26 protein-coding genes are annotated in these 24590 nt (G+C 46.4%); 24 read left to right on the top strand and 2 right to left on the bottom strand.

Features of this window, described 5'->3' with window-relative positions; genetic code table 11:
* Nucleotides 1-424: 424 nt before the first annotated feature.
* From OO774_RS15710 to glmU, 23 genes are all read left to right on the top strand, one after another.
* Complete coding sequence (locus OO774_RS15710) at nt 425-1171, top strand: amino acid ABC transporter substrate-binding protein (protein WP_264906123.1); 747 nt, start codon at nt 425-427, stop codon at nt 1169-1171.
* Between the two features lie 112 nt (nt 1172-1283).
* On the top strand, nt 1284-1955 hold the full coding sequence (locus OO774_RS15705; protein ID WP_014230420.1) for an amino acid ABC transporter permease: 672 nt from the start codon (nt 1284-1286) through the stop codon (nt 1953-1955).
* Nucleotides 1952-2689: an amino acid ABC transporter ATP-binding protein gene (locus tag OO774_RS15700; protein WP_263837747.1), complete on the top strand. Its 738-nt coding sequence runs from the start codon at nt 1952-1954 to the stop codon at nt 2687-2689. The genes OO774_RS15705 and OO774_RS15700 overlap by 4 nt, the downstream gene beginning before the upstream one ends.
* A 241-nt stretch (nt 2690-2930) precedes the next feature.
* Nucleotides 2931-3065 (top strand): 50S ribosomal protein L34, encoded by a 135-nt coding sequence (gene rpmH / locus OO774_RS15695; protein WP_005378825.1) that lies wholly within the window; start codon nt 2931-2933, stop codon nt 3063-3065.
* Nucleotides 3066-3111: 46 nt separating this feature from the next.
* Nucleotides 3112-3435 (top strand): ribonuclease P protein component, encoded by a 324-nt coding sequence (gene rnpA / locus OO774_RS15690; protein WP_020333575.1) that lies wholly within the window; start codon nt 3112-3114, stop codon nt 3433-3435.
* Entirely contained in the window at nt 3402-3659 is a 258-nt protein-coding gene (gene yidD, locus OO774_RS15685; protein ID WP_005378822.1) for a membrane protein insertion efficiency factor YidD, read from the top strand. The genes rnpA and yidD overlap by 34 nt, the downstream gene beginning before the upstream one ends.
* Before the next feature lie 2 nt (nt 3660-3661).
* Nucleotides 3662-5284 (top strand): membrane protein insertase YidC, encoded by a 1623-nt coding sequence (gene yidC, locus OO774_RS15680; protein ID WP_264903602.1) that lies wholly within the window; start codon nt 3662-3664, stop codon nt 5282-5284.
* Between the two features lie 133 nt (nt 5285-5417).
* Nucleotides 5418-6779, top strand: a complete 1362-nt coding sequence (gene mnmE / locus OO774_RS15675; protein ID WP_264903600.1) for a tRNA uridine-5-carboxymethylaminomethyl(34) synthesis GTPase MnmE — start codon at nt 5418-5420, stop codon at nt 6777-6779.
* A gap of 96 nt (nt 6780-6875) precedes the next feature.
* Nucleotides 6876-7310 (top strand): FMN-binding protein MioC, encoded by a 435-nt coding sequence (mioC, locus tag OO774_RS15670; protein ID WP_264903598.1) that lies wholly within the window; start codon nt 6876-6878, stop codon nt 7308-7310.
* Between the two features lie 476 nt (nt 7311-7786).
* On the top strand, nt 7787-9682 hold the full coding sequence (gene mnmG, locus OO774_RS15665) for a tRNA uridine-5-carboxymethylaminomethyl(34) synthesis enzyme MnmG (protein WP_264903597.1): 1896 nt from the start codon (nt 7787-7789) through the stop codon (nt 9680-9682).
* Complete coding sequence (gene rsmG, locus OO774_RS15660) at nt 9682-10317, top strand: 16S rRNA (guanine(527)-N(7))-methyltransferase RsmG (RefSeq protein WP_264903595.1); 636 nt, start codon at nt 9682-9684, stop codon at nt 10315-10317. The genes mnmG and rsmG overlap by 1 nt, the downstream gene beginning before the upstream one ends.
* A 12-nt stretch (nt 10318-10329) precedes the next feature.
* The gene (locus tag OO774_RS15655) at nt 10330-11103 is read left to right on the top strand and encodes a ParA family protein (RefSeq protein WP_264903593.1); all 774 of its coding nucleotides are present in this window, start codon (nt 10330-10332) and stop codon (nt 11101-11103) included.
* Between the two features lie 24 nt (nt 11104-11127).
* Nucleotides 11128-12009 (top strand): ParB/RepB/Spo0J family partition protein, encoded by an 882-nt coding sequence (locus tag OO774_RS15650; RefSeq protein ID WP_264903591.1) that lies wholly within the window; start codon nt 11128-11130, stop codon nt 12007-12009.
* Between the two features lie 189 nt (nt 12010-12198).
* Nucleotides 12199-12588: a F0F1 ATP synthase subunit I gene (locus OO774_RS15645; RefSeq protein WP_264903589.1), complete on the top strand. Its 390-nt coding sequence runs from the start codon at nt 12199-12201 to the stop codon at nt 12586-12588.
* Nucleotides 12589-12596: 8 nt separating this feature from the next.
* Nucleotides 12597-13409: a F0F1 ATP synthase subunit A gene (gene atpB, locus OO774_RS15640; RefSeq protein WP_014233417.1), complete on the top strand. Its 813-nt coding sequence runs from the start codon at nt 12597-12599 to the stop codon at nt 13407-13409.
* Between the two features lie 56 nt (nt 13410-13465).
* Nucleotides 13466-13720 carry a F0F1 ATP synthase subunit C gene (gene atpE, locus OO774_RS15635; protein ID WP_002540812.1) on the top strand — a complete coding sequence of 85 codons (255 nt, stop codon included), beginning with the start codon at nt 13466-13468 and terminating at the stop codon, nt 13718-13720.
* A 71-nt stretch (nt 13721-13791) separates the two neighbouring features.
* Nucleotides 13792-14262, top strand: coding sequence for a F0F1 ATP synthase subunit B (gene atpF, locus OO774_RS15630; protein ID WP_264903513.1), 471 nt, complete (start codon nt 13792-13794; stop codon nt 14260-14262).
* Between the two features lie 14 nt (nt 14263-14276).
* Complete coding sequence (atpH, locus tag OO774_RS15625) at nt 14277-14810, top strand: F0F1 ATP synthase subunit delta (protein WP_264903511.1); 534 nt, start codon at nt 14277-14279, stop codon at nt 14808-14810.
* 13 nt (nt 14811-14823) lie between these two features.
* A complete protein-coding gene (gene atpA / locus OO774_RS15620) occupies nt 14824-16365 on the top strand; it encodes a F0F1 ATP synthase subunit alpha (protein WP_264903509.1) in 1542 nt (513 codons plus the stop codon).
* Between the two features lie 44 nt (nt 16366-16409).
* Nucleotides 16410-17276 (top strand): F0F1 ATP synthase subunit gamma, encoded by an 867-nt coding sequence (gene atpG, locus OO774_RS15615; protein WP_014233413.1) that lies wholly within the window; start codon nt 16410-16412, stop codon nt 17274-17276.
* 35 nt (nt 17277-17311) lie between these two features.
* A complete protein-coding gene (gene atpD, locus OO774_RS15610) occupies nt 17312-18715 on the top strand; it encodes a F0F1 ATP synthase subunit beta (RefSeq protein WP_264903507.1) in 1404 nt (467 codons plus the stop codon).
* Nucleotides 18716-18733: 18 nt separating this feature from the next.
* On the top strand, nt 18734-19156 hold the full coding sequence (locus tag OO774_RS15605; protein ID WP_065297600.1) for a F0F1 ATP synthase subunit epsilon: 423 nt from the start codon (nt 18734-18736) through the stop codon (nt 19154-19156).
* A 149-nt stretch (nt 19157-19305) separates the two neighbouring features.
* On the top strand, nt 19306-20667 hold the full coding sequence (gene glmU, locus OO774_RS15600; protein ID WP_264903504.1) for a bifunctional UDP-N-acetylglucosamine diphosphorylase/glucosamine-1-phosphate N-acetyltransferase GlmU: 1362 nt from the start codon (nt 19306-19308) through the stop codon (nt 20665-20667).
* Between the two features lie 58 nt (nt 20668-20725).
* On the opposite strand, the gene punC is transcribed toward glmU, so the two are convergent.
* A complete protein-coding gene (gene punC / locus OO774_RS15595) occupies nt 20726-21931 on the bottom strand; it encodes a purine nucleoside transporter PunC (protein WP_264903502.1) in 1206 nt (401 codons plus the stop codon).
* 154 nt (nt 21932-22085) lie between these two features.
* Between punC and punR the strand changes: the two genes are divergently transcribed.
* Entirely contained in the window at nt 22086-22988 is a 903-nt protein-coding gene (punR, locus tag OO774_RS15590) for a DNA-binding transcriptional activator PunR (RefSeq protein WP_264903500.1), read from the top strand.
* A 54-nt stretch (nt 22989-23042) separates the two neighbouring features.
* On the opposite strand, the gene ilvA is transcribed toward punR, so the two are convergent.
* The gene (ilvA, locus tag OO774_RS15585; RefSeq protein ID WP_264903498.1) at nt 23043-24590 is read right to left on the bottom strand and encodes a threonine ammonia-lyase, biosynthetic; all 1548 of its coding nucleotides are present in this window, start codon (nt 24588-24590) and stop codon (nt 23043-23045) included.

The raw sequence follows: 24590 nt of genomic DNA, 5'->3' as shown, positions 1-24590 counted from the left end.
GGCGCCCCCACTGAGTAATTGAATTATCGGAAAAGACTGGCAATTTTACCTGTTGATAACCAAGATCGCCAGCAATTGATCGACGATCCAGTGAATAAGATCGAAGTTATTCACAATTATTTCGTCAAACATAGTGAGATCAACACACCTTGCCCCAACTTTGCCCACATAACGATCCACAATTGGGCAAAAATGGCCTGATCATGTGATTGGTGATAACTCTGTGTATTATTTTATTTCCGACCGTGAGTTTTTCGATCTTAATTCCTAATTGTGATCGTATTTCACCCGCGTTGTGAATAAACTTAACAATTGAAACAATTATTAACTTATTACCCCCAGGTCTAGATTATTGCGCTTGGTTATTATTTAATTGAGAAAACTAACACTAGTATATCTAACCATAAAATTGTGGAGATTTATGATGAAAAACTGGATTAAGGTTGCTGTAGCGGCTATTGCACTATCTGCGGCGACTGTTCAAGCTGCAACAGAAGTAAAAGTTGGCATGTCAGGCCGCTACTTCCCATTCACTTTTGTAAAGCAAGATAAGCTACAAGGATTTGAAGTGGATATGTGGGACGAAATTGGTAAACGTAACGATTACAAGATCGAATACGTTACTGCGAACTTTTCTGGTTTGTTTGGTCTGTTAGAAACGGGTCGTATTGATACGATCTCAAACCAGATCACCATGACAGAAGAGCGCAAGGCAAAATACCTGTTTGCTGACCCATACGTGGTTGACGGTGCACAAATCACAGTACGTAAAGGCAATGACAGCATCAAAGGCATCGATGATCTGGCTGGCAAAACCGTGGCAGTAAACCTGGGTTCGAACTTTGAGCAGCTTCTTCGTCAGTACGATAAAGACGGCAAAATCAACATCAAGACATACGATACCGGTATCGAGCACGATGTTGCATTAGGTCGTTCTGACGCTTTTGTTATGGATCGTCTGTCAGCACTAGAGCTGATCAAGAAAACCGGTCTTCCACTAGAATTAGCTGGCGAACCATTTGAAACCATTCAAAACGCCTGGCCGTTCGTAAACAACGAAAAAGGTCAGAAGCTACAAGCGGAAGTTAACAAAGCACTTGCAGAAATGCGTGCAGACGGTACCGTTGAGAAGATTTCCGTGAAGTGGTTTGGTGCCGACATTAGCAAATAAAACACTTTGAAAATTAAGGTGTGGAGAGATACCCTCCTCACCTCTATAAATTTACGTGAAGGTGGAACCTAGTTTTCCACCTTTTCTTTTCTCTAGCGTTCAGGTATGCCGAATGGGATTTGATTTTAATTACATGTTGGAACTGTTGCCGATATTACTCAAATATCTTGGTACAACCATGGAAATGGCAACATGGGGATTGGTGTTCTCACTGATTCTTTCCATCATTTTAGCCAATATCCGCGTTTTTAAGGTTCCAGTACTCGATCAGTTAAGCCAACTGTACATCAGCTTTTTCCGCGGAACTCCTCTGTTAGTCCAGCTGTTTCTGCTTTATTACGGCTTACCGCAAATCTTTCCATTTATGGTTGGTCTCGATGCTTTCTCTGCGGCTGTGATCGGTTTAACCCTCCACTTTGCCGCCTACATGGCAGAGAGTATTCGAGCGGCAATCATCGGTATTGATCGCAGCCAGATGGAAGCGAGCTTATCCGTCGGCATGACGACCACTCAGGCGATGCGTCGCGTGATTCTGCCGCAAGCGACCCGTGTCGCGCTGCCATCTCTGATGAACTACTTCATCGATATGATTAAATCGACCTCCCTCGCCTTTACGCTGGGCGTGGCAGAAATCATGGCTAAAGCGCAGATGGAAGCATCATCCAGCTTCCGATTCTTTGAAGCTTTCCTGGCCGTCGCTCTGATTTACTGGGGCGTGGTCGTGATTCTGACCCGCGTTCAAATTTGGGCTGAAGCGAAACTGAATAAGGCGTACGTTCGATGATTAAATTAGAGAATATTCATAAGCGCTTTGGTGATACTGAAGTACTCAAAGGCATCGATATCGACATCAAACAAGGTGAAATCATCGTTATCATTGGTTCCAGTGGTACCGGTAAATCCACCTTATTACGCACAGTTAACTTTTTAGAACAGGCTGATGAAGGGCGCATCACGATTGATGATGTGTCGGTAGATGTAAATAAACACACTAAAGCAGAAGTACTGGCTTTACGTCGTCGCACTGGGTTTGTGTTCCAGAACTACGCGCTGTTTGCTCATATGACCGCTCGCCAGAATATTGCCGAAGGTTTGATTACCGTGCGTGGCTGGAAGAAACAGCAAGCACTGACTCGTGCTCAGCAGATTCTGGACGATATTGGCCTTGGCGATAAAGGCGACAGCTACCCGGCTGCTTTATCTGGTGGCCAACAACAGCGTGTCGGCATTGGCCGAGCCATGGCACTGCAACCAGAGCTTCTGCTCTTTGATGAACCCACTTCCGCTCTGGATCCGGAATGGGTTGGCGAAGTGTTGTCATTAATGAAGAAGTTAGCTAATCAGCATCAAACCATGCTGGTGGTGACACATGAAATGCAATTTGCCAAAGAAGTCGCCGATCGGGTGATCTTCATGGCGGAAGGCAATATTGTTGAACAAGGTTCTCCACAGGATATATTCGATAATCCACAGGATCCTCGTTTGAAAAAATTCCTTAACCAAGTGGGAATAGAGTAACGATCAAGGTATAGGATCGATTGATCCTTGAGATTTTACTCACACTACGTATAATCGCCCGGCCGGAATTTCATACGCATTGAGTCATTGACACATTATGTGAGTGTGATTACAATTCCGCCTCTTTGTTGAGAGGCGTCGGTTGCCTTCTCTATGTAAAGAGCTTCTTTATATAAGAAAGCATGTGCCCACGCCGGGTTTAACAAGAACCTAAAACTACTGATCAGTAAAGGTAATTATCATGAAACGCACTTTTCAACCTACAGTTCTAAAGCGCAAGCGTACTCACGGCTTCCGTGCTCGCATGGCAACTAAGAACGGTCGTAAAGTTATCAACGCACGTCGTGCAAAAGGCCGTGCGCGCCTATCAAAATAATCGCTAGTTTATTTTGAACACGTACGCGTTTAATCGGGAGTTACGTTTGTTAACTCCCGAGCATTATCAAAACGTCTTCCAGCAGGCTCATCGTGCTGGCTCGCCTCATTTCACCATCATTGCTCGCAATAACACTCTTTCTCATCCACGATTAGGTCTGGCTGTTCCGAAAAAGCAGATTAAAACTGCCGTCGGTCGTAACCGATTTAAGCGTCTGGCTCGTGAAAGCTTCCGTAATAAACAACATCAACTTCCAAACAAAGATTTTGTTGTGATCGCGAAGAAAAGCGCGCAAGATTTAAGCAATGAGGAATTATTTAAATTGTTTGATAAGCTATGGCAACGCCTGTCTCGCCCTTCACGTGGATAGCCATTGGGCTCGTTTATCTGTATCGCTGGTTTATCAGCCCTTTGATTGGTCCTCGTTGCCGGTTCACACCAACTTGTTCCACTTACGCGCTAGAAGCTTTGAGAGCTCACGGTTTTGTAAAAGGATGTTGGTTATCAGGCAAACGTCTATTAAAATGCCACCCTTTGAATGAAGGGGGGTATGACCCCGTTCCACCAGTCCAAAAACAAGACAGAGATAACTAACGATGGATTCTCAACGTAATATCCTGCTCATCGGTTTGGCCCTGGTTTCTTTTTTGCTATTTCAACAATGGCAAGTAGCGAAGAATCCAGAACCTCAAGCAGTTGAACAGGCTCAATCAAACAGCAGTCTACCTGCACCATCTTTTGCTGATGATCTAGACCCAGCTCCGGGACACCAGCAAGCTTCTGCAAAAACTATCACAGTAACGACTGATGTTTTAACTCTGTCGATCGACACCGTTGGTGGCGATGTGGTACATGCCGACCTAAATCAATATTCTGCTGAACTTGATTCTGCTGACCCGTTTGTTCTGCTAAAAGACACCCAAGGTCACCAGTTCATCGCGCAAAGCGGCCTTGTGGGTCCACAAGGTATCGATCTTAGCAGCACTAACCGCCCTCACTACAATGTAAGTGCAGACAGCTTTACGCTTGCTGATGGTCAAGACGAACTGCGCGTTCCGATGACTTTCACAGCAAACGGCCTTGAGTACACGAAGACTTACATCTTTAAGCGCGGCAGCTACGCACTTAACGTTGAGTACGATGTAGTTAACAACTCAGGTAACAACGCAACATTTGGTATGTACGCTCACCTGCGTCAAAACCTAATGGACGATGGCGGCAGCATCACGATGCCAACATACCGCGGCGGTGCTTTCTCTACAGAAGATACGCGTTACAAAAAATACAGCTTTGATGATATGCAGGATCGTAACCTGTCTATCAACCTAGCAGACGGCCAAGGTTGGGCAGCTATGATCCAACACTACTTCGCTGCTGCTTGGATCCCACGTAACGAACCTGGAACCAATCTTTACACTCGTGTAATCGGTAATATGGGCGATATCGGCGTACGTATGCCGAACAAGACCATTGCAAATGGTGATCAAGCGAAGTTTGAAGCAACGCTATGGGTTGGTCCAAAACTTCAGGATCAAATGGAAGCCGTTGCGCCGAACCTAGACCTTGTTGTGGATTACGGCTGGCTATGGTTCATCGCGAAGCCACTACACTGGCTACTGTCTATGATTCACGGCTTCGTGTCTAACTGGGGTGTAGCAATCATCCTGTTGACCTTCGTCGTTCGTGGTGCAATGTACCCACTGACAAAAGCTCAATACACATCTATGGCGAAAATGCGCATGCTACAGCCTAAGCTGCAAGCAATGCGTGAGCGCATCGGCGATGACCGTCAGCGTATGAGCCAAGAGATGATGGAACTGTACAAGAAAGAGAAAGTAAACCCACTTGGTGGCTGTCTACCTCTTATCCTGCAGATGCCAATCTTCATCTCGCTATACTGGGCACTAATGGAATCAGTTGAGCTACGTCACTCTCCATTCTTCGGTTGGATTCATGACCTTTCAGCGCAGGACCCATACTACATCCTGCCACTACTGATGGGTGCTTCCATGTTTATGATCCAGAAGATGAGCCCAACAACTGTAACGGACCCTATGCAGCAGAAGATCATGACCTTCATGCCGGTTATGTTTACCTTCTTCTTCTTGTTCTTCCCATCAGGTCTGGTTCTTTACTGGTTGGTTTCGAACGTCGTTACGCTTATCCAGCAAACTCTGATCTATAAAGGATTAGAGAAAAAAGGCTTACACACTAAGTAATCCTTTAGGAAATGATTGAGAAAGGCGGCCAAAAGGTCGCCTTTTTGTTTTTGGCTGATTACAATTCAGCTAATTAATTGGTTCTGGCTCCCTAGGGTCAACCACCTTATAGCCCAGCTTAAAAGGCAAGATTATGACTACAGATACGATTGTCGCTCAAGCGACCGCACCTGGTCGTGGCGGTGTCGGCATTATTCGTGTTTCCGGCCCGAAGGCCAATTTAGTGGCAGAGGAAGTGACGGGTAAAACACTCAAACCTCGCTACGCAGAATATCTGCCATTTGAGGCAGAGAACGGGACTGTGCTTGACCAGGGCATCGCTTTGTACTTCCCGAACCCACATTCGTTTACCGGCGAAGATGTACTTGAACTGCAAGGCCATGGTGGCCCTGTCGTCATGGACATGCTGATTAAACGTATCCTGGGCATTGAAGGCGTGCGTGCTGCGCGCCCGGGGGAATTCTCTGAACGTGCATTCCTCAACGATAAAATGGACCTGACGCAAGCAGAGGCGATTGCCGACCTGATTGATGCCAGTTCTGAAGAAGCGGCGAAATCTGCCCTGCAATCACTGCAAGGTCAGTTCTCACAACGCATTCAAACGCTGGTGGAATCGCTGATTCACTTGCGTATCTATGTAGAAGCTGCCATTGATTTCCCAGAAGAAGAAATTGATTTTCTTGCCGACGGCAAAGTGGCTGGAGATCTGCAAACTATCATCGATAACCTTGATGCGGTGCGCCGTGAAGCTAATCAGGGCGCAATTATGCGTGAAGGTATGAAGGTGGTTATCGCGGGTCGCCCTAACGCAGGTAAATCTAGTCTTCTGAACGCACTCTCTGGTAAAGAATCCGCCATCGTGACTGATATCGCGGGTACCACTCGTGACGTACTGAGAGAACACATCCACATCGATGGTATGCCACTGCACATCATCGATACTGCCGGTCTACGTGACGCCTCCGATGAAGTCGAAAAAATTGGTATCGAACGCGCTTGGGATGAAATAGCACAAGCAGACCGAGTTCTGTTTATGGTCGACGGCACCACAACTGATGCAACCGATCCTAAAGACATCTGGCCTGACTTTGTTGATCGCCTGCCAGATAGCATTGGTATGACAGTGATCCGCAACAAAGCCGATCAAACCGGTGAAGAGATGGGGATCTGTCATGTGAATAACCCCACTTTGATCCGCCTGTCGGCAAAAACAGGGACTGGTGTAGACGCCTTACGTGCACATTTAAAAGCGTGCATGGGCTTCTCTGGTAATACCGAGGGTGGCTTTATGGCTCGTCGCCGTCATCTGGATGCATTAGAACGCGCTGCACAGCACCTTCAAATCGGTCAGGAGCAGCTTGAAGGCTATATGGCGGGCGAGATACTCGCAGAAGAGCTGCGCATCACTCAGCAACATCTGAACGAGATTACCGGGGAGTTCAGCTCAGACGATCTGCTCGGCCGTATTTTCTCTTCATTCTGTATCGGCAAATAATATAACGCGCGGTGTTAAGCTTAGGTTTATCACCGCGTTTCTTTTTGTACCCTCGCTCATCTGTACGAGCGCAAGTATGGCTTATAAGGAAGATAAATGATCCACATAATTACAGGCAGTACCCTGGGTGGCGCTGAATACGTGGGGGATCACCTGAGTGATCTACTCATTGAGAACGGATTTGAAACCACGATCCACAACCAACCGGAATTGGCGTCAATTGACAACCAGGGCACCTGGCTGGTGATCACCTCTACACACGGTGCCGGAGAGTATCCAGATAACATTCAGCCGTTTATTGCCGCTCTTCAGGCGACCCCACCGAAAATGGCGGACGTGAAGTTTGCCGTGATAGCGATAGGTGATTCAAGCTACGATACTTTCTGTGCAGCTGGCCAGCATGCGTATGATTTACTGGAAGACATTGGTGCCACACCAATTACAGACTGCTTAAAGATTGATGTCCTTAGCCATGAAGTGCCAGAAGACGCAGCAGAAGAGTGGCTAAAAGAGCACATCGAACAATTTTAACTGCCATTTTCTCCTACTTACAGAGTCGCATCGCGGCTCTGTCCTACCCAATGTGAATAACTTTTTCTCTAAACAGCCAATCAACCGATTAAAAAACAAGCAATCAGACTGTGGATAAGTAAGCTAATATCCAGTTACTTTCCTTTAGTTATCCAAAGAACAACTTTGATCGTTTTATCCCCCTGTGTATAACCACCCATTTTGATCCCAGCTAATCCTCGATCAGATCCAAGCAAGATCACAAGATATGATCCAAATAAGATCCATGATCTTGTTGATCATTTTTCGGTTATCCACAGAAACGGTCGATCCTAATAATAGATCTAATAAAAGATCATATATATAGATCTTATATATATATTACTTGAAGCTTAAAATGGATAAAGCGAGAAAACGATTTTCTCTGTGGCATAAAGCAGGTAAAATGCTGCTCCTTTATCTGTCCAATAAATCCTTTGAATACCTGAGGTCGGTTCATGCTTTATCACGAAAATTTTGACGTCATTGTTGTTGGTGGCGGACATGCTGGAACGGAAGCCGCACTCGCATCTGCACGTACAGGACAAAAAACGCTTCTCCTTACCCATAACATCGATACATTAGGCCAAATGTCTTGTAATCCGGCGATTGGTGGTATTGGTAAAGGTCATTTAGTTAAAGAAGTGGATGCAATGGGCGGTTTGATGGCGCAAGCTATTGACCATGCAGGTATTCAATTTAGAACGCTTAATGCCTCTAAAGGCCCGGCAGTACGAGCAACTCGTGCTCAAGCTGATCGCGCACTTTACAAAGCCTACGTTCGCAGTGCATTAGAAAATGCCCCAAACCTAACGCTATTCCAACAATCGGTAGATGATCTGATTGTTGAACAGGATCATGTGATTGGCGTCGTGACTCAAATGGGTCTTAAATTCCACGCCAAATCGGTTGTATTGACGGTTGGTACCTTCCTGGGTGGTAAGATCCATATCGGTATGGAAAGTGCTTCTGGTGGCCGTGCAGGTGATCCACCATCGATCGCACTTGCTGATCGTCTACGTGAATTGCCATTCCGCGTGGATCGTCTCAAAACAGGGACGCCACCACGTATTGATGCTCGCACCGTTGATTTCTCTGTACTGGAAGAGCAACACGGAGATAACCCAACACCGGTATTCTCATTCCTGGGCAATCGTGAGCAACATCCACGTCAAATTCCGTGTTTCATCACTCACACCAACGAAAGTACACACGATGTGATCCGCGCTAACCTTGATCGCAGTCCGATGTACGCTGGCGTTATCGAAGGCATTGGTCCTCGTTACTGTCCGTCGATTGAAGACAAAGTGATGCGTTTTGCTGACAAAAACAGTCACCAGATTTTTATTGAGCCAGAAGGCCTGACAACCAACGAGCTGTATCCGAATGGTATTTCGACCAGCTTGCCGTTTGATGTTCAGGTACAAATTGTTCGTTCAATGAAAGGTTTTGAGAACGCACACATTGTGCGTCCGGGTTACGCGATTGAGTATGATTTCTTTGATCCTCGTGATTTGAAGCAGACGTACGAAACGAAATTTATCCACGGTTTATTCTTTGCAGGCCAAATTAACGGTACAACCGGGTACGAAGAAGCTGCAGCTCAGGGTTTGATGGCTGGTTTGAACGCCAGTTTGTACAGCCAGGACAAAGAAGGCTGGAACCCACGCCGTGACCAGGCTTACATGGGCGTATTGATTGACGATTTATCCACCATGGGCACCAAAGAGCCGTACCGCATGTTTACGTCTCGCGCGGAATACCGCCTGTTGCTACGTGAAGACAATGCAGATTTACGCTTAACTGAAAAAGCGCGTGAACTTGGTCTGGTTGATGATGTGCGTTGGGCACGATTCAATCAAAAAATCGACAACATGGAAACGGAGCGTCAACGCTTGAAATCAACCTGGATGAATCCAAATTCAGCAGGCATTGATGAGCTCAACAAACTGCTAAAAACACCAATGGCGCGTGAAGCCAGTGGTGAGGATCTGCTGCGTCGTCCTGAGATCTCATACTCTCAGTTGACTCAATTAGACGCATTTGCACCAGCTTTGGACGATCAACAGGCTGCTGAGCAGGTTGAAATCCAGGTGAAATACGATGGCTACATCAAGCGTCAGCAAGATGAGATCGAGAAGTCACTCCGCCACGAACACACGAAGTTGCCGGTTGATCTGGATTACAAACAAGTAAAAGGTCTATCGAACGAGGTAGTGACAAAATTAAGTGAAGCGAAGCCTGAAAGCATCGGTATTGCTTCTCGTATTTCAGGAATTACACCGGCTGCTATTTCTATTCTACTGGTTCACCTGAAGAAGCATGGCTTACTGAAAAAAGGTGAGGACGAGTAATGAGTGTACTTCGAACTAAACTGGATGCATTGATTGCTCAAACTGACCTTGAAGTATCAGAGAAGCAACGTGATCAGCTGGTCGGTTATGTTGAACTGCTCGACAAATGGAACAAAGCGTACAATTTGACGTCAGTACGTGACCCACTTGAGATGTTAGTGAAACATATTCTTGATAGCATAGTGGTTAGCGCTCACTTACCAGGTCAGCGCTTTATCGACGTTGGCACTGGCCCTGGATTACCGGGTATCCCACTAGCTATCATGAATCCGGACAAAGAATTCTACCTGCTCGATAGCTTGGGTAAACGGATTCGTTTTCTAAAGCAGGTCGTGCACACATTAGGTCTGAAGAACGTAACTCCGGTCCAAAGCCGCGTAGAAGAGTTCCAGCCTGAAGAAAAATTCGATGCTGTGCTGAGCCGTGCTTTTGCTTCAATGACGGATATGGTGGAATGGTGTCACCATCTGCCGAAACAGGAAAATGGATTGTTTCTTGCGTTGAAAGGTCAGCACCCTAAAGATGAAATAGATCTGCTTCCTGAGTGGTGTTATGTGACCGATGTCGTATCTTTGACTGTTCCTGAGTTGGAAGGGGATCGTCATCTAGTAATCTTATCGCGCAAGGAAAATTAGCGAGGTAGTCGTGTGGGTAAAATTGTAGCAATCGCCAACCAGAAAGGTGGGGTCGGCAAAACAACAACGTGCATTAACTTAGCGGCTTCGATGGCGGCAACAAAGCGCAAAGTTTTGGTTATCGACCTTGACCCTCAGGGTAATGCTACGATGGCCAGCGGTGTTGATAAGTACATGGTCGATGCCACAGCATACGATCTATTGGTGGAAGACACGCCATTTGAACAAGTGGTGTGCTCTGAAACAAGCGGAAAGTATGATCTTATCGCCGCAAACGGTGATGTTACCGCCGCAGAAATCAAACTGATGGAAGTTTTCGCGCGTGAAGTTCGCCTGAAAAATGCGTTATCATCAGTTCGTGATAACTATGATTTCATCTTTATCGATTGTCCCCCTTCTCTAAACCTTCTTACAATCAACGCTATGGCTGCCGCTGATTCAGTGTTGGTGCCAATGCAATGTGAATACTTTGCGTTAGAAGGTTTGACTGCTCTTATGGATACAATTAGCAAATTGGCGGCGGTAGTGAATGAAAACCTGAAAATTGAAGGTTTGTTACGCACTATGTACGATCCGCGTAACCGCTTATCGAATGAAGTATCCGATCAACTTAAAAAGCACTTTGGTACCAAAGTTTATCGCACAGTGATTCCACGTAATGTTCGTCTGGCCGAAGCGCCTAGCCATGGTAAACCTGCCATGTATTACGATAAGTACTCTGCTGGTGCCAAAGCGTATCTTGCCTTAGCGGGTGAGATGCTTCGCCGCGAAGAAATCCCAGTTTAACTCTAACCTAAGGAATTCAATCCCATGTCTAAGCGTGGTCTAGGAAAAGGACTGGATGCGTTGTTGTCGACCAGTTCATTTGCTCGTGAGAAACAGCATATTGCATCGCAAAGCCAAGCCTTATCAGCAGACGGTGAGTTAATTGAACTCGCGATTGGTCAATTGCAGCCGGGTGTCTACCAACCGCGTAAAGATATGGCACCAGAAGCCTTGGAAGAGCTGGCTGCTTCTATTCAGTCACAAGGCATCATTCAACCGATTGTGGTTCGCCAGGTAGACAGTAGCCAATTTGAGATCATTGCTGGTGAGAGGCGCTGGCGTGCTGCTAAGCAAGCGGGACTAAAACGTGTCCCATGTTTGGTGAAAAAGGTTGAAGACCGTGCTGCGATTGCCATGGCGCTGATTGAGAACATTCAACGTGAAGATCTCAATGTCATCGAAGAAGCACAGGCATTGGAGCGCTTGCAAGATGAGTTTACCCTGACACACCAGCAGGTTGCTGACGTGATAGGTAAATCGAGAACGACGGTCAGCAACTTACTGCGTTTGAATCAGCTTGAGCTTGAAGTAAAGAGCTTAGTCGCTGATAAAAAACTAGAAATGGGCCATGCCCGTGCTCTTTTAGCTCTTGAAGGCGAGCTGCAAATAGAAGTCGCTTTGCAGGTTGCAAATAAACACATGACTGTTCGTCAAACCGAACAGTTAGTAAAAAAGTGTTTAGCGCCACAAAATGAGCAAAAAGGGCAACAAGAAGATACCGAAGCTATGCAAATGTCGCATAAATTAAGCCAGATGCTTGACGCTAAAGTTTCTTTGGTTCGTTCTGCAAGCGGAAAAGCGAAACTGACGATAAGTATTGATGAACCTCACAAATTAGAGCAACTTATTGCCAAGCTTGAGGCCTAAGTGAGATAATTGATTTAGGTCAATTAACTGAATAATTCGAATTTTGTGCGAAAGTTGTCGTTTTGTAAACAAAACTGTAAGTTTTTGATGCAATTTAATTGCATTCGCTTGGACTGAACGTATAATTTTCGCCAATTTCCCTGCACAGAGAGTTTAGTGCGAAGTGGATATTACTAGAGGTACGAATACATGGTAGCTGCGTTAGCTAGACCAGGACGAGAGCTTGCAAGGCAATTGTTAATGATCGAATCTGGCGCGGTTATTTTTGTGGCTGCAGGAACGGCGGTAGCCGTAAATCCTGATTGGGGACTTTCAGCGTTAATTGGTGGGGGCATTTTTGTCATTGCCAATGCTGTTTTCGCATTATGTGCTTTCATGTTTAGTGGGGCTCGCGCTGCCAAGCGCATCGCTGCTTCCTTCTATACGGGTGAAGTACTGAAAATTCTCATCACGGTTGCACTGTTCTATGTTGCCTACATGTATATGCAGGTGGAACTTGTTCCCCTCAAACTAACCTATTTGCTGGTACTAGGTATTAATATCTTTGCACCAGTGCTATTCATTAACAACAAAAAATAGGATGAGTTATGGCTGCGCCAGGTGAAGCGCTAACATCGTCCGGTTACATTGCCCACCACCTTTCTAACCTATCGTTATACAAGTTAGGTTTAGTTGCGGAGGAGACAAGTTTCTGGAACGTACATATCGATAGCCTGTTTTTTTCTTGGTTTACTGGTTTAATTTTCCTCGGAATCTTTTACAAAGTAGCGAAGAGAACAACAGCGGGTGTACCGGGTAAGCTTCAGTGTGCTGTAGAAATGATCGTAGAATTTGTCGCTGATAACGTCAAAGATACGTTCCATGGACGCAACCCACTGATCGCGCCTTTAGCACTGACTATCTTTTGTTGGGTATTTTTGATGAACGTGATGGACTTAGTCCCGATCGACTTCTTACCATACCCAGCAGAACATTGGCTTGGTATTCCTTACCTTAAGGTCGTACCGTCTGCTGATGTGAATATCACCATGGCTATGGCTCTAGGCGTTTTTGCCTTGATGATTTTCTACAGCATCAAAGTAAAAGGTCTAGGTGGATTCGCAAAAGAACTTGCACTACATCCATTCAATCACCCACTGATGATTCCGTTTAACCTACTGATTGAAGTGGTATCGCTACTTGCGAAACCTCTATCACTTGGTATGCGTCTATTCGGTAACATGTTCGCGGGTGAGGTTGTATTCATTCTTTGTGCGGCAATGCTACCATGGTACTTACAATGGATGGGTTCACTACCGTGGGCAATCTTCCATATCTTGGTTATTACGATTCAAGCCTTCGTATTCATGATGTTGACAATTGTTTACCTGTCAATGGCACACGAAGATCCTGATCATTAATTTTTTTAGCTTTTTTATTTGGGCACTAAGCCAACAACTATAAATTGGAGATAGTAATGGAAACTTTACTGAGCTTTTCTGCAATCGCCGTAGGTATTATCGTCGGTCTTGCTTCTCTTGGTACAGCGATTGGTTTCGCACTGCTAGGTGGTAAATTCCTAGAAGGTGCAGCACGTCAACCAGAAATGGCTCCTATGCTACAAGTTAAGATGTTCATCATCGCAGGTCTACTTGATGCGGTTCCAATGATCGGTATCGTAATCGCGCTACTATTCACTTTCGCAAACCCATTCGTTGGTCAACTAGGTTAATCACCTTTAACTCGGGACGAGCTCAGGCTTGTCACTGATTAACACTAAGTCCAAATAGAGGGGTAGCTGTTGTGAACATAAACGCAACTCTGCTAGGTCAAGCAATCTCGTTCGCACTATTTGTGTGGTTCTGCATGAAGTATGTATGGCCACCATTGATGCAAGCGATCGAAGAGCGTCAAAAGAAAATCGCTGACGGTCTTCAAGCAGCTGAACGTGCTGCTAAAGACTTGGATCTAGCACAAGCCAACGCTTCTGATCAATTGAAAGAAGCGAAGCGCACAGCAACTGAGATCATCGAGCATGCGAATAAGCGTAAGTCTCAAATTCTAGAAGAAGCTCGCGAGGAAGCTCAGGCAGAACGCCAGAAAATCCTAACGCAAGCAGAAGCTGAACTTGAAGCTGAGCGTAATCGTGCACGCGATGACCTGCGCAAACAAGTTGCTACTCTGGCTGTAGCTGGTGCTGAGAAAATCCTTGAGCGTACTATCGATAAAGACGCGCAAAAAGATATTCTCGACAACATTACTGCAAAACTTTAAGTCTGGGGGCGCATATGTCTGATTTGACTACAATCGCACGCCCCTATGCTAAAGCAGCCTTCGACTTTGCGGTAGAAAAAGACCAACTAGACCAATGGGGTCAAATGTTGTCTTTTGCTGCTGAAGTTGCCAACAACGAACAAATGACTGAACTGTTAACCAGTTCGTTCTCTGCTGAAAAAATGGCAGAAATCTTTGTTGCAGTTTGTGGTGACCAAGTTGATGCAAACGGTCAAAACCTTTTAAAGGTCATGGCTGAGAATGGTCGTTTAACGGCCCTTCCTGATGTTTGTGAGCAGTTCTTCATTTTGAAGAAAGAGCATGAGAAAGAAATTGATGTTGAAGTAATTTCAGCGTCAGAACTTTCTGATGAACAGCTTGCAAATATCGGCAGCAAACTTGAAGCACGTCTTGAACGTAAAGTGAAGCTGAATTGCAGTGTAGATGAGACCCTACTTGGTGGGGTTATTATTCGAGCCGGAGACCTAGTCATCGATGACTCAGCGCGTGGTCGTTTGAACCGCCTGAGCGATGCATTGCAGTCTTAATGGGGATTGGAGCATGCAACTTAATTCCACGGAAATTAGCGATCTAATCAAACAACGTATCGAATCTTTCGAAGTTGTTAGTGAAGCTCGCAACGAGGGTACTATCGTATCGGTAAGCGATGGTATCATCCGCATCCACGGCCTAGCGGACGTGATGCAAGGTGAAATGATTGAATTACCGGGTGGCCGTTATGCACTAGCACTTAACCTTGAGCGTGACTCGGTTGGTGCGGTTGTAATGGGCCCATATGCTGACCTTAGGGAAGGCATGAAAGTTACAGGTACTGGCCGCATTCTTGAAGTGCCAGTTGGTCCAGAACTACTAGGCCGCGTAGTGAACACGCTGGGTGAGCCTATCGATGGTAAAGGTCCAATCGAAGCGAAAATGACTTCGCCTGTAGAAGTGATCGCACCAGGTGTAATCGACCGTAAATCGGTAGACCAACCTGTGCAAACTGGTTATAAGTCAGTTGACTCAATGATCCCAATCGGTCGTGGTCAGCGTGAGCTTGTCATCGGTGACCGTCAGATTGGTAAAACAGCACTGGCGATCGATGCGATCATCAACCAGAAAGACTCTGGTATTTTCTCTATCTACGTAGCAATCGGTCAGAAAGCATCGACTATTGCTAACGTGGTTCGCAAACTAGAAGAGCACGGCGCACTACAAAATACTATCGTTGTAGTTGCATCCGCTTCTGAATCTGCAGCGCTACAATACCTAGCGCCATACGCAGGTTGTGCGATGGGTGAATACTTCCGCGATCGCGGCGAAGACGCACTGATTGTTTACGATGATCTATCTAAGCAAGCAGTAGCTTACCGTCAGATCTCTCTACTACTTAAACGTCCACCAGGCCGTGAGGCATTCCCAGGTGACGTATTCTACTTACACTCTCGTCTACTAGAGCGTGCAGCTCGTGTAAGCGAAGAGTATGTAGAGCGTTTCACTAACGGTGAAGTGAAAGGTAAGACTGGTTCTTTGACTGCTCTTCCTATCATCGAAACTCAAGCAGGTGACGTTTCAGCATTCGTACCGACTAACGTAATCTCGATTACCGATGGTCAGATCTTCCTACAAACTGAGCTATTCAACGCGGGTGTACGCCCAGCTGTTGACCCAGGTATCTCAGTATCTCGTGTAGGTGGTTCAGCTCAGACGAAAATCATCAAGAAACTATCAGGTGGTATCCGTACAGCACTAGCTGCATACCGCGAACTAGCAGCATTTGCTCAGTTCTCTTCTGACCTTGATGAAGCAACGAAGAAACAGCTAGACCATGGTCAAAAAGTAACAGAACTAATGAAGCAGAAGCAGTACGCTCCAATGTCTGTATTTGACCAAGCACTAACTATCTTCGCGGCAGAGCGCGGTTACCTTGATGATATAGAACTAAACAAAGTTCTAGATTTTGAGGCGGCTCTACTATCGTACGCTCGCGGTCAATACGCTGAACTAGCAGCTGAGATCGACAAGTCTGGTGCTTACAACGATGAAATCGAAGCTCAGTTGAAGAAACTGACTGACGACTTCAAAGCAACCCAAACTTGGTAATTAGGTCGGTGGCAGTTTCTGCCACCAACTAACGGAGAGTAACGATGGCCGGCGCAAAAGAGATACGTAATAAAATCGGTAGTGTTAAAAGCACGCAGAAAATTACGAAAGCGATGGAAATGGTAGCAGCTTCAAAAATGCGTCGCTCTCAAGATGCAATGGAAGCTTCTCGTCCATACGCTGAAACAATGCGTAAAGTGATCGGTCACGTGGCAAACGCAAACCTAGAGTACCGTCATCCGTACCTAGAAGAGCGTGAAGCTAAACGTGTTGGTTACATCATCGTTTCGACAGACCGTGGTCTGTGTGGTGGTTTGAACATTAATGTGTTTAAGAAAGCCGTTACAGACATGCAAGCATGGAAAGAAAAAGGTGCTGAAATTGAGCTAGCAGTCATTGGCTCAAAAGCGACTGGTTTCTTTAAACATGGTGGCGCAAAAGTTGCGGCACAGGTTTCTGGCCTTGGCGATAACCCAAGCCTGGAAGACCTAATCGGTTCTGTTGGCGTAATGCTTAAGAAATACGATGAAGGTGAACTGGACCGTTTATACGTAGTGTTCAACAAGTTTGTGAACACTATGGTTCAGCAACCAACGATCGATCAATTGCTACCTTTGCCTAAATCGGACAGCAAAGAGATGCAGCGTGAGCACTCATGGGACTACATCTATGAGCCTGAGCCAAAACCTCTACTGGATACGCTATTAGTGCGTTACGTAGAGTCTCAGGTATACCAAGGTGTGGTAGAGAACCTTGCTTGTGAGCAAGCGGCTCGAATGATTGCGATGAAGGCTGCAACGGATAACGCAACCAACTTAATTGATGATTTGGAACTTGTGTACAACAAAGCCCGTCAGGCTGCGATCACACAAGAACTGTCGGAAATCGTTGGTGGTGCATCTGCGGTTTAAGCTTAGGTAAAACGAAATAGTTTAGAGGATTAACGATGGCTACAGGTAAGATCGTACAGATCATCGGTGCGGTAGTCGACGTAGAGTTCCCACAGAGCGAAGTACCTAGTGTATATGACGCTCTAAACGTAACGGACTCAAAAGAGCGTCTAGTTCTTGAAGTTCAACAACAGCTAGGCGGTGGCGTAGTTCGTTGTATCGTAATGGGTAGCTCTGATGGTTTACGTCGTGGAGTAGAAGTGGTTAACACTGGCGCTCCAATTTCAGTACCAGTAGGTACTAAAACTCTAGGTCGTATCATGAACGTCCTAGGTGACGCGATTGATGAGTGTGGTGAGATCGGTGCGGAAGAGACTTACTCTATCCACCGTGCAGCACCAAGCTACGAAGAGCAATCAAACGAAACAGCACTTCTAGAAACGGGTGTTAAAGTAATCGACCTAATTTGTCCATTCGCTAAGGGTGGTAAAATCGGTCTATTCGGTGGTGCAGGTGTAGGTAAGACCGTTAACATGATGGAACTTATCAACAACATCGCACTACAACACTCAGGTCTATCAGTATTTGCTGGTGTTGGTGAGCGTACTCGTGAAGGTAACGATTTCTACTTTGAAATGCAGGAAGCGGGCGTTGTAAACGTTGAGAATCCTGAAGAATCTAAAGTAGCAATGGTTTACGGTCAGATGAACGAGCCACCGGGCAACCGTCTACGTGTTGCACTGACTGGTCTTACAATGGCAGAGCGTTTCCGTGACGAAGGTCGTGACGTACTACTGTTCATTGATAACATCTACCGTTACACGCTTGCAGGTACTGAGGTATCAGCACTTCTAGGTCGTATGCCTTCTGCGGTAGGTTACCAGCCAACTCTTGCAGAAGAGATGGGTGTGCTTCAGGAGCGTATCACGTCAACTAAGCAAGGTTCTATCACGTCTGTACAGGCGGTATACGTACCTGCGGATGACTTGACTGACCCGTCTCCAGCAACCACGTTCGCGCACTTGGATGCAACGGTTGTACTTAACCGTAACATCGCAGCAATGGGTCTATACCCAGCGATCGACCCACTAGATTCAACGTCTCGTCAGCTAGACCCACTAGTAGTAGGTCAAGAGCACTACGACGTCGCTCGTGGCGTTCAGCAGACACTTCAGCGCTACAAAGAGCTGAAAGACATCATCGCGATTCTAGGTATGGACGAGCTATCTGAAGAAGACAAGCAAGTTGTATCTCGTGCACGTAAGATTGAGCGTTTCCTTACTCAGCCTTACCACGTAGCGGAAGTATTTACAGGTGACCCTGGTGTTTACGTACCTCTTAAAGAGACTCTACGTGGCTTTAAAGGTCTACTAGCTGGTGAATACGATGACATTCCAGAGCAGGCATTTATGTACTGCGGTAGCATCGATGATGCTATTGAGAATGCTAAGAAGCTATAAGGCTAACTAGGAGGCGATATGGCACCAATAACCTTTCACCTAGACGTAGTAAGCGCTGAGAAACGCATTTTCTCTGGTCGTGTAGAAACGTTTCAGGTGACCGGTAGCGAAGGTGAGCTTGGTATTTTCCATGGCCATACTCCGCTTCTGACCGCTATTCAGCCTGGTATGGTGCGTATTGTGAAACAGCACGGCCACGAAGAGTTCATTTATGTCTCTGGTGGTATGGTCGAAGTTCAGCCGGGTACTGCTACAGTACTGGCTGATACAGCGATTCGTGGTGAAGATCTAGACGCAGCGAAGGCAGAAGAAGCTAAGCGTCGTGCTGAGGAGAATATCCAGAACCAGCATGGCGATATGAACTTCGCACAAGCGGCCAGTGAACTGGCTAAAGCCATTGCTCAGCTACGAGTTATCGAGCTGACCAAAAAGCGTCGCTAAGCTCAATTAGCAACGTTGCATGAAAAAGGCGGCCAAATGGTCGCCTTTTTGATTATTTTTCGTTAGAAATTGAACGCTTTCCATTAACTTCTCCCCTCAAGCTGTCTAAAATATCCGCCAACTACATAAAGAACGTCAATAGGTTATCAATGAAATTCAGTGCTGTAATTCTTGCTGCGGGCAAGGGAACCCGTATGTATTCGAACATGCCAAAAGTGCTTCACACTTTGGCCGGTAAACCAATGGCAAAACATGTCATTGATACATGTACCGGTCTTGGCGCGCAAAATATTCACCTAGTTTATGGTCATGGTGGTGATCAAATGAAACAGGTACTAGCAGAAGAGCCGGTAAACTGGGTACTTCAGGCTGAGCAACTAGGCACAGGTCATGCGGTGGATCAGGCTTCTGCTCAATTTGAAGATGATGAGAAAATCCTGGTCTCGTATGGGGATGTGCCACTGATTTCAGCGGAAACTATTGAGAGCCTGCTTGACGCTCAACCAACGGGTGGTATCGCGTTGCTGACGGTTGTTCTGGATAACCCGACTGGCTATGGACGTATCGTACGTAAGAACGGTCCTGTAGTTGCTATCGTCGAGCAGAAAGACGCCACCGAAGAACAAAAACAGATCAAAGAAATCAACACAGGTGTGATGGTTGCAACTGGTGGTGACCTGAAGCGCTGGTTGTCAGGCTTAAACAACAACAACGCACAAGGTGAGTACTACCTTACTGACGTGATTGCTGCTGCTCACGATGAAGGTCGTGCAGTTGAAGCTGTCCATCCTGTTAATGCGATTGAAGTTGAAGGTGTGAATGATCGTGCCCAGCTTGCTCGTTTAGAGCGCGCATTCCAATCGATGCAAGCGCAAAAACTGCTTGAGCAGGGCGTTATGCTACGTGATCCAGCTCGCTTTGACTTACGTGGTGAACTGCAGTGCGGCATGGACTGTGAAATTGATGCGAATGTGATCATTGAAGGCAGTGTCTCGCTTGGTGATAACGTGGTTATCGGTGCTGGCAGTGTGTTGAAAGATTGTGAGATTGATGACAACACGATCGTTCGTCCATACAGCGTGATTGAAGGCGCGACTGTCGGAGAGGACTGTACTGTCGGTCCATTTACTCGTCTGCGTCCTGGTGCAGATATGCGTAATGACTCTCACGTTGGTAACTTTGTCGAAGTGAAGAATGCGCGCATTGGCGAAGGTTCTAAAGCAAACCATCTGACTTACCTGGGCGATGCAGAAATCGGCCAGCGCACCAATATCGGTGCAGGTACCATTACCTGTAATTACGATGGTGCGAACAAGTTCAAAACCATCATTGGTGATGATGTCTTTGTTGGTTCGGATAGCCAGTTAGTCGCGCCAGTTACCATTGCTGATGGTGCGACTATTGGAGCAGGTACGACTTTGACCAAAGATGTCGCCGAAGGTGAGTTAGTGATTACTCGTGCTAAAGAGCGCAGAATTACTGATTGGCAGCGTCCGGTTAAAAAGAAGTAATTCAACTTTTTCTAAAAAATTGAATAAAAGCCGCTCATCTTGAGCGGCTTTGTTGTATTTAGCAGTCGTCTTCACGGACAACGCGCGAGTTATCGGGGGTAGCAAAGTGCTTGGCCAGATCTCGGTTAGACAGAATGTAGCCGACCCATAAACCGCCCATACAAATCACAATTGCGATACCAGTGACCGACTGAGCCTGACTGGCCATTGCGGCAACAAATGCACTGGCAAGACTGCTCACACAGATTTGTAAGCTGTTTTGCAAACCAGCTGCGGTCGCTGGGCTTTGCTGGGCACTCTCCAGAGCTCGGTTTACAACAATAGGGTACAGAGCACCGTTGGCGACAGCGATCAGACAGAAAGGCGCCAGGATTGGCCAGATAGAGGTCAACGTCCAATGTGATGCAACGAATACCATCAGTGCTGCAATACTAAACAAGCCGATCAGCTGGCGTAAAACATTTTTATCGCCATATTTGCGTACACCCACTTTACCCAAGTAGCCACCAGCCATAAAGGCAATGGTTTGTGGAATAAAACTCAGGCCAATGTCTTTGGCTTCATAACCCAGTTGCGCCATGATTTCCGGCATACCGGTTAGGTAAGCAAAGAATGCTGCAGAAGCGGTGGCAAACATGATGACGTTGCCAAGGTAAGCCTTAGAACGGAGTAGTGCTTTAATATCTGCAGATACACTGGTCTGCTTTACTTCTGCCTTTTGGTCTTTTTGCAGCATGGTTGCAGCGACAAGCAATACACCCACCAGCATTAGCGCGATAAAAATACTGTGCCAGCCAAAGTTGTCCGCAAGTACGACGCCTAATTGTGGAGCCAGCGCAGGTGATAAGGCAACCAATGGCATAATGGTAGCGAAAATCTGCTGACTGCTGCTTGAGTAACGTTTAATCACCATGGCTTGCCAGATAACGGCTGGTGCACAGACACCGATCGCCTGAACAAATCGAAGAGTGAGCAATTGCCATACTTGATCGCAGAATGCCAGACCAAATGACGCAAGAGTAAATACAACTAAACCTGCGGCTAGCGTATTGCGGTGGCCAAACTTATCTGAAGCCAACCCCCACATCAGCTGACCAAATGCCATTCCCCCTAAAAATACGGTCAGAGAAAGGGCTATCTGTTCCGGGCCTGTCGCAAAGTCTATTTCCATTGCTTTAAAAGCTGGCAGGTACATATCGGTCGCGACAAAGCCAAGCATCGACAACACTGCAAGATAAACGAGTTGTAGTTTTGATATTTTCATTATTAACCAATCAAATTATTTAATTACTTTTTAACCAATATCAGTTGGCGCCAACCCTGATTTATTTGTTCTTTCATTCTATTTTTCGATTTACTAAAAATAAAACGCTAAAATTGTTGGTTATCAATCAAAAAATTTGAAAGGTACTTCGCGAATGTTTTCCAAATCCTCATTAGAAATGCTCGATACCGTTGCCCGGTTGGGGAGTTTTACCGCGGCTGCAGAGTTGCTGCACAAAGTGCCTTCGGCAATCAGTTATGGTGTTCGCCAGGTGGAGAAAGATTTGGATGTTGTATTGTTTAGACGTTTGCCTAGAAAAGTTGAACTGACCCCTGCGGGAGAGTTATTTATCTCAGAAGCGCGTGCTTTATTGCGTCAAATGGAAGAGGTTAAAGCTCAGACTCGTCGAGCAGCACATGGCTGGCAAACCACATTAAAACTGACTTTGGATAACGTCGTTAAGCTGGAAAAGCTCAAACCATTGATTGAAGACTTTTATCGCGAATTTGAGTTTGCCGAGCTGCAGATCAACATGGAAGTGTTCAATGGTTCATGGGAGGCGATTGCTCAAGGGCGGGCAGATATTGTGATTGGCGCGACAAGTGCGATCCCGGTTGGTGGCGATTTCGAAGTCAGAGATATGGGAACACTCGACTGGGCATTTGTTATGTCACCGGCACATCCCTGTGTTCGTCAACAGGCGTTAACGGAAGCGTTTGTCAGCCAGTTTCCTGCTATCTGTCTGGATGATACTTCGAACGTATTGCCTAAGCGACACACAGGTCATTATCCCCATCAGCGTCGTTTGTTGCTGCCAAACTGGTATGCGGCGATTGAATGTCTGAAAAATGGAGTTGGGGTCGGGTTTATGCCTCGCCATATCGCAATGCCATTGATCAATGATGGCGTGCTGGTGGAGAAGGTTCTACCGGACGACAAGCCCGTAAGCCGTTGTTGCTTAGTATGGCGTAAAGATGAAAACCATAATTTGATCCAATGGATGGTGGATTACTTAGGATCATCCAACCAGTTACATCAGGATTGGTTACAGGCTTAAATAAGCTCGGGGTAAATAAAAACACCTCGCTTTCACGAGGTGTTTTTAGATGGTTCACGATAAGAAGAACTTATAGGATGGGTTATCCGTTTCGTCTTTACACTGATAGCCAAGTTCGCGCAAATGGGCAGAAAACTGGGCTAAGTCGCTTTCATCTAGCTCGAAACCACAAAGAACACGCCCGTAATCGGCACCATGGTTGCGGTAGTTAAACAGGCTGATATTCCAGTGGGTACCTAGCGTGCTTAAGAACTTCAGCAGCGCCCCCGGATATTCTGGAAACTCAAAGCTGTATAGGCGTTCCTTGAGTTTTTTGGAAGGTTTGCCACCGATCATGTAGCGGATGTGTAGCTTCGCCATTTCATCATCAGATAGATCCACGACCGGATAACCGCCTTCGCGTAGATCGCGAATAATATGATCCAGTTCTTCCTGACCGCCCTGAAGACGCACACCAACAAAGATATTTGCCAGCTCATCATCGTTGTAACGGTAGTTGAACTCAGTCACTGCTCGGCCACCAATCAAGTTACAAAACTCAAAGAAAGCGCCCTGGCGTTCTGGGATTGTAACAGCAAGCAGGCCTTCACGTTTTTCACCCAGCTCACAGCGTTCAGAGACATAGCGCAAGCCATGGAAATTGGTGTTGGCACCAGACAGTACCGTACCAAGGTTTTTGCCTTCGAGTTTGTTCTGCTCAGTAAACTTCTTCAAGCCCGCCAGAGCAAGCGCGCCTGAAGGTTCTGCTATTGCTCGTGTATCTTCAAAGATATCTTTCACCGCCGCGCAGATTTCATCGCTTGATACGGCAATATGGCCATCAATGTACTTCTGACACAAACGGAATGTCTCTTCACCGATGCGTTTTACTGCCACACCATCAGCAAACATACTGACTTGATCAAGGACAACTGGCTCACCAGCATCTAAAGCCGCTTTTAAGCAAGAAGAATCTTCTGGCTCGACGGCAATGACTTTGATTTCTGGCATCAGTTGCTTGACCAGGACAGCGACACCCGCCGCCAGACCACCACCGCCTACCGGAACAAAGATGTAATCCAGGTGACCATTTTGCTGCAGCATTTCCATACCAATGGTGCCTTGGCCAGCAATCACCAATGGATGATCGAAGGGTGGCACAAAGGTGTAGCCATATTCTTCTGACAGGCGCTCGGCTTCCGCTTTCGCTTCATCAAAGTTGCTGCCATGCAGCACGACATTACCGCCAAAGCTCCGCACCGCATCAACCTTGATGTCTGGCGTGGTTTTTGGCATTACAATCGTGGTTTTGATGCCTAGTTTAGTGCCCGATAGTGCCATCCCTTGAGCATGGTTGCCCGCCGATGCTGCAATGACACCCGCAGCCTTTTGTTCTTCAGACAGGCTGGCCACCATGTTGTAGGCGCCACGCAGTTTGAAAGAGTGCACTGGCTGGCGATCTTCACGTTTGATTTGCACATTGTTGCCAATGCGTGCCGACAGGCGCGGCATATCTTGCAGTGGCGTAACCGTTGCGACTTCATAAACTGGCGCGCGCAGGATTTGGCGCAGATAGTCTGCGCCAGTTTGATTCACTTTTTTTGTGGGTTGAGATTCCATCAT

Source organism: Vibrio sp. STUT-A11 (assembly GCF_026000435.1).
GTDB lineage: Bacteria > Pseudomonadota > Gammaproteobacteria > Enterobacterales > Vibrionaceae > Vibrio.
Note: the sequence above shows the minus strand (reverse complement) of the source record. Positions and strands in the feature narration are given on the sequence as shown.